Origin of the sequence: Streptomyces sp. T028, assembly GCF_048159505.1 — a bacterium.
In the GTDB taxonomy this organism is placed as follows: domain Bacteria; phylum Actinomycetota; class Actinomycetes; order Streptomycetales; family Streptomycetaceae; genus Streptomyces.
In genome coordinates this window covers 171,676-190,263 of record NZ_JBLRVZ010000010.1, presented here as the reverse complement: position 1 = coordinate 190,263, position 18,588 = coordinate 171,676, and the positions used below count along the sequence as shown (strand labels likewise).

General features: G+C 70.6%; 14 protein-coding genes. 7 read left to right on the top strand and 7 right to left on the bottom strand.

Features of this window, described 5'->3' with window-relative positions:
* Positions 1-411: 411 nt before the first annotated feature.
* Together ACLZN2_RS11240 and ACLZN2_RS11235 are read right to left on the bottom strand one after the other, a co-directional pair.
* A complete protein-coding gene (locus ACLZN2_RS11240) occupies positions 412-2,313 on the bottom strand; it encodes a DUF4157 domain-containing protein (protein WP_416978232.1) in 1,902 nt (633 codons plus the stop codon).
* Complete coding sequence (locus ACLZN2_RS11235) at positions 2,294-5,593, bottom strand: AAA family ATPase (protein WP_416978231.1); 3,300 nt, start codon at positions 5,591-5,593, stop codon at positions 2,294-2,296. Before ACLZN2_RS11235 ends, ACLZN2_RS11240 begins: the two co-directional genes overlap by 20 nt.
* A gap of 264 nt (positions 5,594-5,857) precedes the next feature.
* Here ACLZN2_RS11235 and ACLZN2_RS11230 point away from each other — a divergent pair, with 264 nt between their 5' ends.
* Entirely contained in the window at positions 5,858-7,288 is a 1,431-nt protein-coding gene (locus ACLZN2_RS11230; RefSeq protein WP_416978230.1) for a helix-turn-helix domain-containing protein, read from the top strand.
* A gap of 41 nt (positions 7,289-7,329) precedes the next feature.
* On the opposite strand, the gene ACLZN2_RS11225 is transcribed toward ACLZN2_RS11230, so the two are convergent.
* Positions 7,330-8,046 (bottom strand): flavodoxin family protein, encoded by a 717-nt coding sequence (locus ACLZN2_RS11225; protein ID WP_416978229.1) that lies wholly within the window; start codon positions 8,044-8,046, stop codon positions 7,330-7,332.
* A gap of 124 nt (positions 8,047-8,170) precedes the next feature.
* Here ACLZN2_RS11225 and ACLZN2_RS11220 point away from each other — a divergent pair, with 124 nt between their 5' ends.
* Entirely contained in the window at positions 8,171-9,172 is a 1,002-nt protein-coding gene (locus tag ACLZN2_RS11220; protein WP_416978228.1) for an NAD-dependent epimerase/dehydratase family protein, read from the top strand.
* 81 nt (positions 9,173-9,253) lie between these two features.
* On the opposite strand, the gene ACLZN2_RS11215 is transcribed toward ACLZN2_RS11220, so the two are convergent.
* Positions 9,254-10,378, bottom strand: a complete 1,125-nt coding sequence (locus ACLZN2_RS11215) for a sensor histidine kinase (RefSeq protein ID WP_416978227.1) — start codon at positions 10,376-10,378, stop codon at positions 9,254-9,256.
* 2 nt (positions 10,379-10,380) lie between these two features.
* A complete protein-coding gene (locus ACLZN2_RS11210; RefSeq protein WP_416978226.1) occupies positions 10,381-11,106 on the bottom strand; it encodes a response regulator transcription factor in 726 nt (241 codons plus the stop codon).
* Between the two features lie 114 nt (positions 11,107-11,220).
* On the opposite strand from ACLZN2_RS11210, the gene ACLZN2_RS11205 reads away from it, so the two are divergent.
* Genes ACLZN2_RS11205 through ACLZN2_RS11195 form a run of 3 tightly spaced genes read left to right on the top strand, consistent with a single transcriptional unit; the run spans position 11,221 to position 13,279 of the window.
* Positions 11,221-11,925, top strand: a complete 705-nt coding sequence (locus ACLZN2_RS11205; protein ID WP_416978225.1) for a glycosyltransferase family 2 protein — start codon at positions 11,221-11,223, stop codon at positions 11,923-11,925.
* Positions 11,922-12,542, top strand: a complete 621-nt coding sequence (locus ACLZN2_RS11200; protein WP_416978224.1) for a TIGR04282 family arsenosugar biosynthesis glycosyltransferase — start codon at positions 11,922-11,924, stop codon at positions 12,540-12,542. The genes ACLZN2_RS11205 and ACLZN2_RS11200 overlap by 4 nt, the downstream gene beginning before the upstream one ends.
* Positions 12,539-13,279 (top strand): class I SAM-dependent methyltransferase, encoded by a 741-nt coding sequence (locus tag ACLZN2_RS11195; RefSeq protein WP_416978223.1) that lies wholly within the window; start codon positions 12,539-12,541, stop codon positions 13,277-13,279. Before ACLZN2_RS11200 ends, ACLZN2_RS11195 begins: the two co-directional genes overlap by 4 nt.
* 316 nt (positions 13,280-13,595) lie before the next feature.
* Here the strand turns inward: ACLZN2_RS11195 and ACLZN2_RS11190 are convergent, their stop codons facing one another.
* The gene (locus ACLZN2_RS11190; RefSeq protein WP_416978222.1) at positions 13,596-14,825 is read right to left on the bottom strand and encodes a molybdopterin-dependent oxidoreductase; all 1,230 of its coding nucleotides are present in this window, start codon (positions 14,823-14,825) and stop codon (positions 13,596-13,598) included.
* Between the two features lie 113 nt (positions 14,826-14,938).
* Between ACLZN2_RS11190 and ACLZN2_RS11185 the strand changes: the two genes are divergently transcribed.
* Positions 14,939-16,321 (top strand): hypothetical protein, encoded by a 1,383-nt coding sequence (locus tag ACLZN2_RS11185; protein WP_416978221.1) that lies wholly within the window; start codon positions 14,939-14,941, stop codon positions 16,319-16,321.
* 29 nt (positions 16,322-16,350) lie between these two features.
* Complete coding sequence (locus ACLZN2_RS11180; RefSeq protein ID WP_416978220.1) at positions 16,351-16,800, top strand: SRPBCC family protein; 450 nt, start codon at positions 16,351-16,353, stop codon at positions 16,798-16,800.
* 650 nt (positions 16,801-17,450) lie between these two features.
* Here ACLZN2_RS11180 and ACLZN2_RS11175 read toward each other — a convergent pair.
* A complete protein-coding gene (locus tag ACLZN2_RS11175) occupies positions 17,451-18,560 on the bottom strand; it encodes an SPFH domain-containing protein (protein WP_416978219.1) in 1,110 nt (369 codons plus the stop codon).
* Positions 18,561-18,588: the final 28 nt, after the last annotated feature.

The window sequence follows — 18,588 nt, the reverse complement described above, 5'->3', positions numbered from 1 at the left end:
TGCGGCTGCGGGTTCCCACCGTTCCGCGGACGGCCCGGCGCGCGCCCGCGGGCCGGGCGTGGACGCTCACCGCACATCGCTCTGCTGGAAGCGGCGAGACGTGCCGTCGATCGTCTGCGGCGCCGTCGTGGCCGGTCCCGCAGGTTTCACGCATCCTGTCGGATGCGCTGCTCGACCTGCTCGGTGCGGAAACACCCGCCCCCTGACCGGCCCGGCTCCCTTCCGGCGGCAACCAGGCCGAGCGGGACCGGACGGGTCAAGGCACAGCAGAAAATCTCCGGATCCTGGCGGCCCCTGGCCTGCGCGAACACTTCGCCGGACCTCGGTCGACGAGGGACGGGACGGGTATGGCACACCCGGATGAGGGATGTGCTCCCAGGATTCCCCGTCCGCACTCTCCGACGGGTCGGCTCATACTTTCCCCTTCGAATCCTTTTTCCCCTTCGGATCCTTCCCGAAAAGCGCGGAAAGCATGTCCTGGTTTTTCTTTTTCCCACGATTGGCCATCTTACCGATCGTTTCAGCCTCGGCGTTTCGGCCAGCTTTCTCCTTATCCGCACCCTTCAGACGTTCCTTACGGATTTTCGCGAGAGCCTCTTTCTGCTTCCGCTCAATTTCCGACTGACTCTTCTTCATTTGGACGGCCCTATCATTGAGCACCTTCGACAGCCCTGAAGCCCACTCACTGGGCACCCTGACCCGAGCCTTGCTCAGCTCCGTCCGCGCATCCGTTTCGAGCTTTTTCACTCGCCCGGCGAGAATCTTGCCATTCTTGGCGAGATTATTGAGATACCTGAATGCAAAGTTTCGTTTGAATTCTCGACGAAAAGTTACACCGGCTTCCTTCAGGTCCCCTTCGGGAACCCATCGACCATATCGCGGCTTCTGCAGCTCCAACTCCATCTCCGCGAACATGCGGTTTTCAGCCCCGGTGTCGACCTTGTCGCTTTCCTCACCGATACCCTTTGTGTCGATAATCTCTCTCACAAGTCGCCACAAATCCTCGGTACTCCGCTTATGCAGATCAGCTATGCCCAGGGCGTCCGTCACCTCCTTCGAGAAGTCGCTCTCGACGGTTCCGTACGCTGTCCGGAAGTTTTCCCGAGTGAGCTCGGCAACGCCCTCCGGAGCGGTCTGCCGATTCTCGTTCGTCAGCACATTATGGAATTCTACCAGGAATTTGTCGACCGGCTCGCCGATCTCCATTCCCAGCATCTCACGCTGCCAGAAATGACCGAGTTCGTGCTTCAGGATCTGATCGAACGAGAACACCAGCCCCTCGTCACCCTTCACCCCGAACCTCGGCGATTCAGGTTGGGCAATCAGAAGGACACCGCCACCTTTTCCGACCTCCCATTCATCGTTATGCTTCAAGTAGAGGGCGCCTCCGTTCATATCGACCAGATCGATAGCATATTTCATTTCCGACTTTCCGATCTTGTTGACCGTCAGTTTGCCGTACGCGCTGTTCTCCTTCAAGAACAAGACGTCGTCGCCATAGTTATCGAAGCAGCGACTGGCATCTTGGCCGTCCGCCACCAGAACCACTAACGGAAATACGTTGGCCTTGTCGTCGGCGGGCTTTCCGTGGATCTCCCCGTACTCCTTCAGGTAGTTCCGCACGTCGTCCTTGACCGAGCGCTGGACCGTCGGAAGAGTCTGTCGAGGTGTGAGCCTCCCTGCGCGGGGCAGTGCAGCGCCCTGCTGGACGGTGTGGGTCAGCTCGTGCCCCAGCAACGCGTCGCCCCTGGCGCTGCCGGGGCGGTACTCGCTGCGACGGACGAACACGTCGGCGCCCACCGTGAAGGCCCTGGAGCCGAGCTCGCTGTTGAGTCGGTCGGACTCGGCGCCGACGTGAACGCGGACCCCGCTGAAGTCCGCCCCGGACACCCGTTCCATCCGCTCGCGCACGCCCCCCGGAACGGGCCGCCCACCGCCACGGGCACGCGCCACCGCCCGCTCCACGGCAGGGTCCGCGGCGCCGCCCGCCGCTCCGTGCACGTGCTGGGTCGGCTCAGCCGCCCGCCGTACCTCCTCGGGCGCCCGCTGTGCCTCCTCGTACGAGGGCCGAGCCGATGTCTCCATCGCCACGCGCGAGATCCGGTCGGCCTCACGCTCCAGCGGGTCGTCGACCGGGCCGACGTTCAGCTTGGCCTGGATGACGCCTCGTACGCCGCGGTTGCCATAGCGGCGTTGCAGGTGCAGCAGCCCGTCGCGGGGGTGCGCGGGTCGGCACTCCTGCGACACGGGGTCTTCGGCTGCGGTGGCCGGGGCCTTCCGCGCCGGTGTGACCTCACTCTGAGGGGAACGCATGTGATGCATCCTTTCCGGTGGTGGTGCCGGTGCCGAACTCTCCGGTGGTCAGGATCTTGCCCATCTTCTGGTACTCGCGCCGGGTGGCCCGCAGCAGATGCCCCATGGACACCACCCCACCGTCCGCGGCGGCAAGAAAGGCGCCGGCAAGGGCGATGTTACGGATGCTGCCCCCCGGCAGATCGATCTCCCGGGCCAGCAGGCCCATGTCGAGACCGGCGTCCAGGGGAGCCTCCTTCGGCCATACCTGCTCCCAGATGCGGCGCCGGTCCTCGACGCCGGGGACCGGGAAGTCGATGGTGGCGTGCAGGCGGCGGATGAACGCGTCGTCCAGGTTCTTGCGCAGGTTGGTGGCCAGCACGACCACCCCCTCGTGCTGTTCCATCCGCTGCAACAGGTAGCTGGTCTCCAGGTTGGCGTACCGGTCGTGCGCGTCACGCACCTGGGAGCGCTTGCCGAACAGGGCGTCGGCCTCGTCGAAGAAGAGTACGGCGTTGCTGGTGGCGGCCTCGGCGAAGATGCGGGAGAGGTTCTTCTCGGTCTCGCCGATGTACTTGCTGACCACGGTCGACAGGTCGATCTTGTAGAGGTCCAGGCCGAGTTCGTGGGCCAGGACGTCGGCCGCCATGGTCTTGCCGGTACCGGACGCCCCGGCGAACAGCACGGCCAGGCCCCGGCCGTTGGCCAGCTTCCGCTCGAAACCCCAGGACTCGTAGACCAGGGCCCGATAGCGCACCTGGTTGGCGATCTCCCGCAACTGCTCCATGCGGTCTGCGGGCAGCACGATGTCGTCCCAGCCGTAGTGCGGCGTGATCTGCTGGGCCAGTTCGGCCAGCTTGCGGTTGGACTGCAGACGGCACGCCGCGTACAGGTCGTCCTGGGACACCTGGGGCACGCCCGGTGCGCGGGCGTGCGCCAGGTTGCGGGCGGTCGCCGCGGCGTCCTGGATCTGACCGCCGGTCAGCCGGAACTTCCCGGAGACGGCCGCCAGGTCCAGCGCCGACCGGTCCGGCCCGTCGAACCCGTCCAGCCCGTCGAGTGCGGACTCCCAGATGCGCAGCCGCTCGCCGTAGCCGGGCGCGGGGAACTCCAGCCGTACGAAGGTCATGCCCTGCGGCGGGTCGGCCGGCTCCCACGCGGTGTCGCCCGCCAGGAACGCCGGGGCGGGGTGGGCCGCCAGCGTGGACAGCAGCAACGACAGCCGGGGGCGCGCCTGTTCGGCGAGGAGTGCGTCGGCGTTCTCCCAGTACGTGACCGCGCCCTGCAGCCGTGCCTCCCGGTCGACCAGGCCGACCAGTGCCGTGAACTCCTCCATCGGGCGCTCCGCGAGCAGATCCGCGGACACCACCAGCAGCGCCGCGTTCCAGCGCCGGGCGCAGGCGGCCGCGGCACTCTGCTTGCCGACGCCGTAGGGGCCCTGGCAGTAGACGACGAGGCGGTCGTCGGCGTGCTCGCTCAGCCGGGCCAGTGACGCGCCGAACTCCGCCGGGAAGTGCAGGTCGTCGAGCGTTCCGGTCGGCGTGACGAGCCGCGCGTACGGCCGCAGTGGGTCGGTCGGCTCGTCGTCCTCCAGCAGGAATCCTGCGACGCGCGGGTCCAGCCGGATGTTGTTGCCCAGCAGGGAGTGCGTCGGTGTCGCGGACTCCTCCGTGAGCGTGATCAGCCGGTGCCGGACCAGCGGCGCCGACGGTGTGAACCGGGTTCTCATGGCGGCCCGCACCGCCGGGTCGGCGCCCAGCATGTCGAGGGCGAGGCCGACCGTCGGCAGCCGCCGGGTCAGGTCGTCATGCAGATAGCCGTACAGCCGCTCGTAGCGGCGGTCGATCTCCGGGGCGAGGCACATCACGACGACGTCGATGTCCACCGGGTGCAGATCGAACAGCCCGGCGAGGGCCACCAACCGCAGGCCGACGCCGTCCCGCACGCTCTGCGCCACGTGTTCGGCGATATCCGCCGACAGCCTGTCCAGCTCCGCTTCGGTTTCCGGGTCCCCGTCCACGGGTGGCGTGTTGCCGAGCGTGCCGTCCAGCAGCGCGTCCACCTCGGCGTCCGTGACGTACAGCGCGGAGAGTTCGTCGGCGGATTCGCCGTGGGAACGCCGGGCGCACCTGACCTGTCTGCCCAGCAGAATGTTGAGGCGGGCGAGTTCGGCCAGCAGATGGTGCGTCGAATCGGTGTAGCCCGAACCGCCCATGGTGTCCCGCCCCTCGTTCCGGTGACCCCCGGCCGGTCCGCGCCTCTGGTCAGCCATGCCGCTCGGAGTCCGGCTGTCCGAGCCGGACGAGTCGATCGACTGTAGCCGGACAGGATCGACCGGCGCCGTCTCACGCCGGGACGGGGACCGCTGGATCGGGATCGCGCCCGTGGGCAACGGCTCCGGCCGTTCACGGAAGTCGCCGGGACCGACCGTGTCCCTCACCTCGCACACCGGCCGTGTGGCCACCGCCGTCCGTGTGACCACCGCCGTCCGGACACCGCCCGGCAGGATGTCCTCGGCCCGGTCGGCCCGGATGTGCTCGTAGAGGACCGTGGTGTCCGCCGAGGGCCCCACCCCGAACTCCCGGTTCACCACCGATGTGCACCGCTCGTACTGGCGGAGCGCGGACGTGCGGTCGCCGGCGGCGTAGTGCAGCCGCATCAACTGTCGGTGGGTGTGCTCCCGGGCCGCGTCGTGACGCAGGACGGCCTGCCCGAAGCCGACCCCCTTGGCGTAGAGTCCGCGTGCCTCGCAGTGGCCCATCAACTGGTCCAGCATCGCCAGATAGGCGTGTCTGAGACGGTCCCGCTCGTGGTCGCACCAGTCGTGGTACCAGGTGGCGAGGAGGTCTCCGCGGTAGAGGCCGAGCGCGTGCTCCACCCTGTGCGCCTGGTCGTCGGAGAGGGCGTGCCCGGGGGTGTCACGGACCTTCGCGTAACTCTCCTCGAACGCGTCCACGTCCAGCCAGCAGGACGCGGCCGGGTTGATCCGGACGCAGTGGGGATCGACGACGACGAGTTCGCGTGCCTCTTCTCCCGCCTCTCCTGCCTCGCCGTGCTCGTTCGAACGGTCCTGCATGGTCGTGTTGAGCCGCCACAACGTCTGGCGCAGGTACTTTCGGGCGGCGCCGGGCTCGAAGTCCGGCCACAACAACTCGGAGATCACTTCACGGGTATGAATGCGGTCTCGGTGAATCAGTAGGTATCCGAGCAGCTCAAGGGCTTTGCCCGGTGGGGCGGTCAGTGGGTGCCCGGCCCGCTGGAGCTCCACCTCGCCGAACAGCCTCACCTGTAAGCCACGCACGCAGACTCTCCCTCACCAACCCACACCGGCCTGCCTCGGCCGGCGCTGTGACGCCGTCAGCGCGGCGCACGGACACACTCGCCGCCGACGGCTTCCCTTGCGTTCACGCGATCTGGAAGTGCCCTGGAATTCCCGGTACTTGACTGGGGGAACCGGCCTACCGGCCATCCGTTCCGGCTGCCGAGCAAGCCCCAGTCATGATGGAGTCCGGACATATGTGATGATCAATTCACAGCTCTTGCGCAATACCATGACTTCCTGACCATGTCCGAGTCAAGTCACCTGTCTCCAGGAGGTGTTGAGGGCACCATGCGGTGGGAACCGTCGTGGAACGGCACACGGCACTCCCGGGGTAGAGAGCCGTTCGTCTCAGGAGGAGCCGTGTTGCCGACGCAGCCCGCGTTCGGAAGAAGAGTGCGCGACCTCAGACGTCGTGCGGGTATGTCGCAGGCCGAGCTCGCCGGGCCCGAGCTCTCCGCGAGCTACGTCTCGCTGCTGGAGAACGGCAAACGCGTGCCGAGCCCGGAGGTCGTCGCGGAGATCGCGAAGCGTTTGCGGGTGGCTCCCCGCTCCCTCTTGGGGGAGGACGCGGGTCTTCCGGCGCCCGGGACCGGCCCCCTGACCTCGGATGGCGGCAGCACGGCCGGCACGGGACGGACCGACCTCGTCGGGCTGCTGTTCAGGGCGGGAAGGGACGAGGAGGAGGGCGCCTCGAAAAGGGCCGCCGAGCAGCTCACCGCGTTCCTCGACGAGCACGGGGACGGCCCGCACCGGGATCTGCTCTGGGAGGTCCGCTGGTCGCTGGCCCGAATCCACGGCGGGAGCGGCCGTGTCGAGGAGAGCCGGCTGCTGCTGCGCCACCTGCTCGACGACGAGTACACCAGGTCCTCCACGGAACGACTGGAACGCGTCGCCCGGCGTCTCGCCGAACTCGGTCTGCGCAACGGCAGCCTCGTGGACGGTCTGCGGTTCGCCCAGCTCGCCTGGACGCTGGCCGAGCCCCATCAGGAGGCGTCCGTCGCCGTGCGGGCGGGCACCGTGCTGGTGAACGCCTGCGCCTGGAGCGGTCACCAGCGCTGGGGGCGCGAGGTGGCCGACGCGCTCGTCGCGAGGATCTCGGACGAGGTTCCCTGGCAACAGCGCAGCGCGGCGTACCGGGAGTCGGCCCGGCTGTGTCTGCTGACCGACGACTACCCGCAGGCGCGGATCTGGTTCGAGTGCGCGCTGCGGCAGATCGACCCGCAACAGGACATCAACTCCTGGGCGGAGGCCCAGTATTACCTGTCGATCGCCGAGTTCCTCGTGGACCAGGGCCTCGACGAGCGTGCGGCCGAACGGCTGACCAGGGCGCGGCCGGTGATCGAGGTACTCGGCCACACCAGCATGCTGGTCCACCTGGCCGTGCTCGAAGGGCACCTGGCCCTGAGGCGAGGCGAACACGAGCAGGCCCGTCTGATGGCCGACGCGGCGGTGGACGCGGGGCCCTGGCCCGCCGTGCACGAGGTGGGGGTGAACCTGTTGTGGACGGCGAGGATCTACGCCGCGCTGGGGGACACAGCCACCGCCACCACGGTGTACCGGCGAGCGGCGGAACTCTGCGAACAGGGCGGCACGATGCATTTCTGCGCGTACGCATGGCGGGAACTCGCCGAGTTGACAGCCACGCGGTCAGTTTCACATGACAGGCATGACTGACACGCCGTCGCACATTGACAGATCCACCGCCGCTTGTCGTCTCAGCGGTGCTCTGGGTTGTCGGCGCCCGGCCGGCAGCCCGCGTCCCACTCCGAGCGCTGGTTGCCGTGCGCGGGGACACCTCCGGCGCGTTTGAGGAGGGCGGCGATGTGCATGAGGTTCCAGGTCATGAAGGAGGTGTTGCGGTTGGTGAAGTCGTTCTCGGGGCCGCCCGAGCCCGGGTCGAGATACGAGGGCCCGGGGCCGGCCGCGCCGATCCAGCCGGCGTCCGCCTGGGGCGGGATCGTGTAGCCGAGGTGCTGAAGGCTGTAGAGGACGTTCATCGCGCAGTGTTTGACGCCGTCCTCGTTGCCGGTGATCAGACAGCCGCCGACCCGGCCGTAGTAGGCGTACTGGCCCTGGGAGTTCAGCAGCGAGGAACAGGCGTAGAGGCGCTCGACGACCTTCTTGGTCACCGAGCTGTTGTCGCCCAGCCAGATGGGTCCGGCCAGCACCAGGATGTCGGCGGCCATCACCCGCTCGTAGAGCGCCGGCCACTCGTCGGTGGCGAAGCCGTGCTCGGTCATGTCCGGGTGGACGCCGGTGGCGATGTTGTGGTCGACCGCCCTGATCTCGTCGGTCGTCACTCCTTGCGCGTCCATGATCGCGCGGCTCTTGTCGATCAGCCCCTGGGTGTGGCTGAGCTGCGGGGAGGGTTTGAGGGTGCAGTTGACGTAGAGGGCGGTGAGGTCGTCGAAGCGGGGCGGGGTCGCGTTCATGGCGGGCAGCGTCTCGCGCGCACGGCGTTTTGTCCCGGTCCGACGCGCCCGGAACCTCTTACGGAGCGGTGACGTGCCCGGCGGGTCACGGGATCCGGTACGCCCGGCGCCCTAGCGTGGCCGTATGCGTGTACTGGTCACCGGCGGTGCCGGGTTCATCGGGTCCCATGTCGTCGACGTGTTGCGGGAGCGCGGGCACGAGCCGGTCGTGTACGACGTCCGGGAGGATCCCGGGGCGGACGTGCGCGACCCGGCGGCGGTCGCCCGTGCCCTGGTCGGCGTCGACGCGGTGTGTCATCAGGCGGCGATGGTCGGGCTCGGCGACGGGGTCGCCGATGCGGCGGAGTACGTCTCCCGCAACGACCTGGGCACCGCCGTCCTGCTCGCCGGGATGGCGGAGTCGGGGGTACGGCGTCTCGTGCTGGCCGGGTCGATGGTGGTGTACGGGGAGGGACGGTACGAGTGCCCCCGGCATGGAGTGGTGCGGCCGGGCCCGCGTACGGTCGGCGATCTCGACGCGGGCAGGTTCGAGCCGCTGTGCCCGGCGTGCGGGGAGGACCTTGTTCCCGGCCCGGTCGGGGAGGACGCCCCGGCCGATCCGCGCAACGTGTACGCCACGACCAAGCTCGCGCAGGAGCACCTGGCCGCCGCGTGGGCCCGCTGCACGGGCGGGTCGGCGGTGTCGTTGCGCTACCACAACGTGTACGGGCCCCGGATGCCCCGCGACACCCCGTACGCCGGTGTGGCCTCCTTCTTCCGTTCCGCGCTCGCCCGGGGCGAGGCCCCGCGCGTCTATGAGGACGGAGGGCAGCTGCGGGACTTCGTGCATGTGCGGGACGTGGCCTCGGCCAACGTCGTGGCGCTGGAGGCCGGGTCGGCGCCGGGGGCGCTCACGGCGTACAACACCGGCAGTGGCGAGCCGCACACCGTCGGCGAGATGGCGCGGGCGCTGGCCGCGGCGCACGGTGGGCCGGCGCCCGTCGTGACCGGCGAGTACCGGCTGGGCGACGTCCGGCACATCACCGCGGACTCCTCCCGGCTGCGGGACGTGTTCGGGTGGAAGCCGGAGGTCGGGTTCGAGGAGGGCATGGCGGAGTTCGCGCGGGCCGGGATGCGGGGTGCCTGAGCGCTGCGCCGGAAGTGCCGCGGTATGCCGTCCGCCGTCTGCGGCGCCGTCGTGGCTGGTCGCGCCGTTCCCCGCGCCCCTTCAGGGCGCCGCCGAACCGTTCTGGACCGGTGGTGNCACCACCTCGAAGCGGCAGCCGCCGGGAATGTTGCGCACCGTGGCCCGACCCTGATGCGCCTCCACGATCCCCCGGACGATGGCGAGGCCCAGACCCGCGCCCGCCGGGGGCGTCCGGGCGTCGGTGCCGCGCCAGCCGGTGTCGAAGACCCGGGGCAGGTCCTCCTCCGGGATACCGCCGCAGCCGTCCGTCACCGACACCACCACCCCCTCCGGGGAGCGCTCGGCGGCGACCGCCACCGTGCCGTCGGCGGGCGTCCGGCGGATCGCGTTGACCAGCAGGTTGCCCAGGACCCGGCTCATCTCCCTGCCGTCGACCTCCACCGGCACCGCCGCCACCCGGTCGCCGACCAGCCGCACGCCGTGCTCGCGGGCAAGCGGGTCCGCACCCGCGAGAGCATCGCCGATCAGGTCGTAGAGCGAGATCCGGGAGGGAGTCAGCGGGAGGGTACCGGCGTGGATGCGGGAGAGCTCGAAGAGGTCGCCGACCATGCCATTGAGCCGTTCGACCTCGGTGCGGATCTGGCGGAAGTAGCGGCGGGGGTCGGCGGCAACGCCGTCCTCCAGGGCCTCCGCCATGGCGCGCAGCCCGGCCAGCGGGGTGCGCAGGTCGTGCGAGATCCAGGCGACGAGCTCCCGCCGGGAGGACTCCAATGCCCGCTCACGCTCCCGGGATTCGGCGAGCCTGGCGCTGGTGGCCGCGAGTTCACGGCTCAGCGCGTCCAGTTCGGCGGTGGCCGGACCGTCTGGGGCGACGAACGGGCCGTCGGAGAACGAGCGGGCGGCGACGGCGAGTTCGCGGCTGCGGGCGACGACCCAGCGACCCAGGAGCAGCGCGGTGGCCAGGGAGACCACGGCCGCCATGGCGACGACGGTCGTCACCACCGTCAGGTCGTGCGGGGAGAGGAACATCGCCCACGCGACGGCCAGCGTGCCCGCGAGCATGGCCAGCACACCGACCGCCGCAACCACGGCGAGCGAGGCGGTCAGCGAGCGGCGCCGGATCAGCCGCAGCACGCCGGCTCCGGCGAGCCCGGTGACGGCGGCACCCGCGAAGGCGTACGAGGCGATGAGAAGGGTGTCCCGCACGGTCACTCACCACCCGGTTCGAAGCGGTAGCCAACGCCCCACACCGTCTGGATCAAACGGGGCCGGGCCGGGTCGTCCTCGACCTTGCCGCGCAGCCGACGGACGTGGACCGTCACGGTCGACAGGTCACCGAAGTCCCAGCCCCACACCTCACGCATCAGATCCTCCCGACTGAAGGCCTGCCCCGGGTGCCGCAGGAAGAACGAGAGCAGGTCGAACTCCCGGAGTGTGAGAGCGAGTTCGGCGCCGTGTTTCGCGGCTCGGCGGGCTGTGGGGTCGAGGGCGAGTCCGGCCGCGCCGAGCGGACGCGTTCCCGTGTCGGGGCGGGAGCGGCGCAGGACGGACTCCACCCGCAGCACCAGTTCCCTCGGGCTGAAGGGCTTGGTGACGTAGTCGTCGGCACCGACCTCCAGCCCGAGGATGCGGTCGTCCTCGTCGCCGCGGGCCGTGAGCATGATGACCGGCACGGGTCCGTGGGCGCGCATGCGACGGCACACCTCCAGTCCGTCCATGCCGGGCAGCATCAGATCCAGGACCACCAGGTCCGGCCGGTGCTCACCGGCCCGCGCGAGGGCGGTGGGGCCGTCGTCGGCCCGGTCCACGAGGTAGCCGGCCCGGCCGAGGTATCCGGTGACCACCTCGGCGACAGTGGGGTCGTCGTCGACGACCAGGACCCGCGCGGAACGGTTCCCGGTTCCTGCCCCCAGGGGCTCGTACGGCTGCTGCATGCCTCCAGCGTGGCACCACGCCGTCCCGCACACCGTCCCCGGACACCGCGCGGCCCCCGACGTCCGCGTTTCGTAAGGAGCGGGAGCCCGATATATACCGTTCGTGTTCGTAGGGTGAAAGCCGTGACCCTCTCACCACCATCAGACGTCGACGTTCTCCTGCCCTGTCTGAACGAGGCCGAGGCCCTGCCATGGGTGCTCGGGCGGATCCCGGACGGCTGGCGCGCTGTGGTCGTCGACAACGGCTCCGCCGACGGCTCGGCGGAGATCGCCCGCGCGCTCGGCGCGACCGTCGTGCACGAGTCCCGCCGGGGGTTCGGCGCCGCATGTCACGCGGGGCTGACGGCCGCCACCGCCGAGATCGTCTGCTTCTGCGACTGCGACGCCTCCCTCGACCCGTCCCTGCTCGTGCCCTTCGTCGACGAGGTCCGCTCCGGCACGGCCGACCTCGTCCTCGGGCGACGCCGCCCCCGTGCCCGCGACACCTGGCCCGCACACGCCCGCGCGGGCAACATGGCACTCGCGCGCCTGCTGCGCCGCCGCACCGGCCTGCGTCTGCACGACCTCGGCCCGCTGCGGGCCGCCCGGCGTGAGCCGCTGCTGGCCCTCGGCCTCACCGACCGGCGCAGCGGCTACCCGCTGCAGATGGTCGTGCGGGCCGCCGACGCGGGCTGGCGGATCGCCGAGCGCGACGTGCCGTATCTGCCGCGCTCGGGCGCCTCGAAGGTGACGGGCACCTGGCGGGGCACCTGGCAGGCCGTACGGGACATGAGCCGTGTCCTCCAGGAGACCCCGGCCGGCGAGGGGAGCGCACGGTGACCACGCTGCTCGTCATCGCCAAGGAACCGCTGCCCGGCCGGGTCAAGACCCGGCTCACCCCGCCCTTCACACCCGAGGAGGCGGCCGGGCTCGCGGAGGCGGCCCTCACCGACACCCTGTACGCCGTAGCCGCGGCTCCGGCCTCGCGGAGGGTGCTCGTCCTCGACGGCTCCCCCGGCCCCTGGCTACCGCCCGGCTTCGAGGTCCTCCCCCAGTGCGCGGGCGGGCTCGACGAGCGGCTGGCTGACGCGTTCGGGCGCTGTGCCGGCCCGGCACTGCTCATCGGGATGGACACTCCTCAGGTCACACCCGGCCTGCTCGGCGTCGACTTCTCGGACTGCGACGCGTACTTCGGCCCTGCCGAGGACGGCGGCTTCTGGGCCCTCGGACTGGCCGAACCCGATCCCGCGCTGCTGCGAGGAGTACCCATGTCGACACCCGCGACCGGAGCCGTGCAGCGGGAGCGGCTCGTCGCCGCAGGGCTGCGCGTGCGGGACCTGCCGCGTCTGCAGGACGTCGACACCGCCGCCGACGCCCACGCGGTCGCCGCCCTGGCCCCGCGCGGCCGCTTCGCCGCTCGCCTGGCTCAGTGCCCCGCGGCGGCGGGCCTCCGATGAGCACCACCGTCCCGCCCTGGGCGGCCGCCGACTCCTACGCCGCCGCGCTGCACGCCGGACGCGGGCCCCTGTTCCTTCGCCGAGCCGACGGCTGGCTGCTGCCGCTGGAGGTGGAACGGTGGTGCGCGCGGGCGGACGCGGTCGACCGGGACGTACTGGACCGGTGCGAGGGCACGGTGCTGGACGTCGGCTGCGGACCGGGGCGCTTGGTCGCGGAGCTCGCCGCGCGCGGCCGGACCGCCCTCGGCATCGACGTGAGCGAGGCCGCGGTAGAGCACACGATCCGGCTCGGGGGCCAGGCGTTGCGGCGCTCGGTCTTCGAACCGCTGCCGGGTGAGGGCCGCTGGGGCACGGTCCTGCTGATAGACGGCAACATCGGCATCGGGGGCGACCCCGCCGCGCTGCTGGAGCGAGCGGCGCGGCTTCTGCGACCGGGAGGTCTCCTCCTCGCCGAGACCGCTCCCGTGGACGTCGACGAACGCGTTCACGTCCACATCACCGACGCCGGCGCCACCGCCGGGACCCCTTTCCCCTGGGCCCGGCTCGGCACGGCCGCCCTGCTGCGCCACGCGCACGGCTGGAAGCGGGCCGGTCAGTGGACGGCCGGAGGCCGCGACTTCCTCGCCCTGCGCAGCCGAAGCGCCAGCAGCAGCGCCGAGCCCACGAAGAGCACACCGGTGATCAACAGCCAGCGGGCGAGGAAGCCCTCCGGGGACAGTCCGGTGCCCAACCGGTAACGCCGGTCCACCATCCCGCTGATCAGCGGGAACCACACCAACAGGAGCAGCCCCGACAGGGCTGCCGGGACCCGGACGTACATCGTCAGCCCCCGGCGGCCGAACGCGCCGAGACCGCCTGTGAGGGCCCGGTCCGCGGCCGCGTACAACGGCAGCAGCACGAGGTCATGCAGCAGCGCGGCCCCTACGATCCACAGCGCCACGCCGAACCAGTCGTCCGCGAGGAGGCGGACCCCCGCGTAGGCCGCGAGGACGAACGAAGCGGCGAGCAGGAGCAGTTGGAGGGGGCTGCCGATGGGGAACCGGGGCGGGCGCATCACAAGTCTCCGAAGGTCAGGCGGGCCACCCACTTCGTGTTCAGCACGCCGGGCGCGGCGGGCACGATCACCCGGGCCGGGTAGCCGTGGTCGGGGGACAGGTCCTCGCCGTTGACGTACAGGGCGAGCAGGGAACGCGGGTCGGCCACCTGGTTGGCGCGCAGGGCCGCGCGGCGGAAGGCGCCGTGCCGCTGGAGGGACTCGACGAACACGTCCGGCGGGTCGCCGTCGTACCCGACGAGCGCGGCGAGGTCGCGCAGCCGCACCCCGCGCCACCACTGGTCGGACGTCGACCAGCCCTCGACGCAGGCGATCGGCAACGCCGAGCTGTGCAGGGGGAGTTCGGCGAGTTGCGAGCGGCTGAGGCGGACCGTGCCCAAGCGTCCTGTGACGACGAGGCGCCAGACGTCGTCGTCCGTCTCCGCCGCGTCGATCCCGGCGTACGCGGCGGTCTTGTTGATCTGGAAACCGTTCGGGCCGCCGCCGGGCTCGGCCCAGCCGTGCGGTGCGAGGAGGGCGGTGCGGCGCAGCGCGTCGGAGTTCTGCCCCACCATCGTGGCGAACAGCAGCAGCGAGCCGCCCCCGACGAACCACAGGGCGCCGCGCCGGGAGACGGTCGGCTCGGCGGGGTGCGGGGACACCAGGTCGTCCCGCTCCTCCCGCGCGTGCCGCAGATTGCGCAAGGCGGTGGGCGTCTTCAGCAGCGCGTGGGCGACGAAGGCCGCGAAGAACACCCAGGCCCCGTAGAAGTGCAGCGGGTAGAAGGAGCCCGGGAAGACGTAGTTCAGCTGGACGTTGAGCACCCCGGTCACGAACTCGAACAGCCCGCCGCCGACCAGCAGCAGCAGGGAGATCCGCTCCAGGGCGTGGGCGAGCGAGCGGGCCGGCGGCAACGCGAACAGCTTCGGCACCACCGACCACAGCTTGGCCAGCAGGACGGGGATCAGGGTGATGCCGAGGGTGACGTGGACCCCTTGGTTGAGCCGGTACAGCCAGGGCGGGTCCGTCGGCCAGGAGAAGAGGTAGAAGCCGAGCATGCCCTTGTCCGGGGTCTTGTCGTTCACCGGCGACAGGTCCGGGTTGTACGCGGCGTACGAGACCAGGCCCGTCACGAACAGCACGGTGACGCCGACGAGCAGGACCAGGCCCAGCACCGACGTGAACCAGGGACCGCGCAACGGGCTGCGCCAGAAACGGGGGGACGTGGGGAGCCGCGGATCGTCTCGCATGAGCCGACCGTAGGCCCGGACACCCCCCACAAGGGTGCCGCGACCTGTGACGAAACGCTGACGTCCGGCACGGACGGCGGTCCGCTCCCCATCGGTCGGCCTAGCGTTCCCGTGTGACCCACACCCTGCCCTCCGCCGAGCCGCGCGCCCCGCGTTCCGGCGGCCCCTCCCGCGCCCTGCGCCGTGACCTGTACGCCGCAGGAGCCGCGGCCCTTCTGGTGACGGCGGCCGTACTGATCGGCCGCCACATCCAGGACACCGACCACACCCTGCGCGTCAACTGGCCACCCCTGCTGGCGTCCTGGGGACCCCACCTGGGCCCCGGCACCCCGGCGGCCCTGCTCGTCGCGGCCGCCACCGTGGCCTACGGCCCCGCCCTCGCGGCCCGTCTGCCCTGGCAGGCCCTGCTCGCGGTGGCCTGGGGCACAACCCTGGCGTGGACGTTCTGCCTCGCCCTGATCGACGGCTGGCAGCGCGGCATCGCCGTGCGGCTCACCACCCGCAACGAATACCTCCAGGTCATCGACCGCTTCCACGACATCCCGGCCGCCCTGCGTGACTTCACCCACCACATCCTGCTGCACTCCCCCGACAACTGGCCCGCCCACATCGCCGGCCACCCGCCCGCCGCCACCCTCACCTTCGTCCTGCTCGACCGGATCGGGCTGCGGGGCGGAGGCTGGGCCGGTATCTGGTGCATCGTCGTCGGGGCGACGGCCTGCGTGGCCGTGCTGGTCACCGTCCGCGCCCTGGCCGACGAACGCCTGGCCCGGCGCGCGGCCCCCTTCCTCGCCCTGGCGCCGGCGGCCGTGTGGATGGGCACCTCCGCGGACGCGTACTTCGCGGCGGTCGCGGCCTGGACCGTGGCGCTGCTGGCCCTGGCCGTCACCAGGCGCTCCGTGGCCGCCGCCGTGGCATCGGGGCTGCTGTTCGGCCTGACCTGCTACCTCTCCTACGGCCTGACGCTCATCGCCCTGATCGACGGCGCGGTGCTGTGGCTGGGGCGGCGCGGGGTGCGGGAACGGTCGGTGTTGCTGGTGGCGCTGCTGGCCGGTGTGGCCGTCGTACCGACGGTGTTCACGCTCGCCGGGTTCGACTGGTGGGAGGCGTACCGGCTGCTGACCACCCGCTACCGCCAAGGAGCGGGCGGGGTGCGGCCGTACGGCTACTGGGTGTGGGCCAATCTCGCCTGCTCGGCGCTGATCACGGGCCTGGCGACGGCTGCGGGGCTGCGGCGCACGGGGTCCGTCCTGCTGCGGCGTGGCTCGGCGGAGGGTGGGCCTCTTCGCCTCGCGCTCCTCGTGACCGCCGCTCTGCTCGCTCTGCTGGTCGCCGACGTCTCGGGCATGAGCAAGGCGGAGACGGAACGCATCTGGCTCCCCTTCGCGATGTGGCTCCTCCCGTCCTGCGCCTTTCTCACCCACCCCCGCGCGTGGCTCGCCGCCCAGGCAGTGCTCGCGCTCCTCCTCAACCATCTGCTGCGCACCGGGTGGTGAGACCGGTCCAGGAGACGGAAGGTGAGGGTATGGGCATCGACGTGACGGCCGAGCGGATGATCCCGGTGCCGCCGGAGAGGGTGGCCGGGTACGCCATGAACTGGCGGCACGACGCCGAGTGGACCCAGGGCATCCGCACCGCCGAGCTGACCCGGGAGGCGGACGGAGGCGGCTTCGGCGTCGGCGCCGAGGTGACCCGTACCGCGTACTTCCTCGGCCGTCGTATCGACTATGTGCTGCGGGTGGCCGCCCATGAGCCGCCCCGGCTGCTGGACATGGTCTCGGTGGCGGGCCCGATGCCCATGCACGTCACCTACGCCTTCGAGCCCCACCCGCGCGGCACCCTCGCCCGCATCCGCGTCCGGGGCGGCGAGGGCGGCCTCTACCGGCTTGCGGCACCGCTGCTGGCCCGACAGGTCCGCGGCAACCTGGTCAAGGACCTGCGCGACCTGGAAGCGCGACTTGTGGAACAGGTGTGACCTGCGGCGACGGCATACGACGCGGGGCAGGTTTCGGCGGGTCCGGGACCTGCGCACCTCTCGATCACCTCGTGCGGCCGCGCGTGCCCGCTCGGTGTTGAGCCGCCCGTCGGCCCTCCTGCGATCCGCCGACACGCGCACCATCTTGAGCGCCGCGCCCTCCACGGCCGACGTCACGGACAGGATCTGCGGCAGCGCCCGGAGCGGCACGGCCCGCACCAGGCAGAAGTGGCCTCGGACAGCCCGTCGCGCACCTTGGCGCCGCTCAGGGCGAGTAGATGCACGACCGCGTCCACGGCCACCGGATCAGGATGTTCGCCATGCTCCGCGCCCCAGGAGGGAGGAGAGTGCGTGGCTGGTCCGGATTCCGCTTCGTGTCACCCGCATCGTACAGATTCGTTGCAGGCAGGGAGCCGCCCCGTTCATAGCGGGCTGCCCGCATCTGCTCGTACGCGTTTCGCCACCCCGGTCACTCGTACTCCCGCGCGAGAAAAGTCCCTGCGGGCAGCGTACGTGGTGCCCGCAGGCTGCGCCCGATGGTTGGGTTGATCACACGCACTGTTGACACGTACGGGTCATTGTTCCGGGCAGGGCTCGCCCGAGGACCGCGGAAGCGTCATGGCGATCCCCGGCGACAACCGAAGGTGGGCTCAATCGCCGGACGACTGCCCTCGGCGTGGAACCTGGGGCGACATCGCGGCCTCGGCCTCCGCTCTGGCGTCGCTCACCGCGGCGGCAGCCTGCTTCCCGGCCTCGTCGGCGGCCGCCGCGGCGTCGAGTGAAACCGTCGAGCCTGCGTCGAGTTCCGGAACCCGGCCTGCCCGCGAGGTGTCGTCGGCGTCGACGGTGCCATCTTCCTGGGGTCGCTCGGGTTGCGGAGAGGCCGCCGTCGACTGATCACCGAACGCACGGGTGACGGTCCGAACCGCCTCGGTCAGCTCTCCCGGGATCACCCAGAACGTGTTGTTGTCACTGCTCGCCAGGTGCGGGAGCGTCTCCAGGTACTTGTAGGCCAGGACCTTCGGGTCGGCGTTGTTGCGATGCACGGCCTGGAAGACGAGCTCCACCGCCTTCGCCTCGCCGTCGGCCCGCAGGATCATGGCCTGTTGCGTGCCCTGTGCCTCCAGGATGTCCTTCTGCTTCGTGCCTTCCGCGGTGAGGATCTTGGCCTGCCGCTCCCCTTCGGCGTGCAGGATGGCCGCGCGCTTGTCGCGCTCGGCCCGCATCTGCTTCTCCATCGCCTCCTTGATGGTGTGCGGTGGATCGATGGCCTTGATCTCGACACGGTTGACGCGGATGCCCCACTTGCCGGTGGCGTCGTCGAGGACGGCGCGGAGCCGGGAGTTGATCTCCTCACGCGAGGTGAGCGTCTCCTCCAGGTCCATGCTGCCGATGACGTTGCGCAGCGTGGTCACGGTGAGCTGGTCGATCGCCTGCAGGTAGTCGGCGACCTCGTAGGCCGCCGCCCGCGGGTCCGTGATCTGGTAGTAGAGCACGGTGTCGATGTTCACCACGAGATTGTCCTCGGTGATCACGGGCCTGGGGTCGGAAGAATAGACCTGCTCGCGCACATCGAGTTTGGTGTTGACGCGGTCCGCCACCGGCAGAACCAGGTTCAGGCCGGGTTGTAGCGTCCGGCGGTACCGGCCGAACCGCTCGATGTTGTAGCGGCGCGCCTGCGGAACGATCCGCACGGCGGAGGCCACGAGGAAGACAACAACGATGGCCGCCACAAGTATGGGGATGACAACTGGATCCACAGTGCCTCCGTCGCTATGTGTTCAGCCG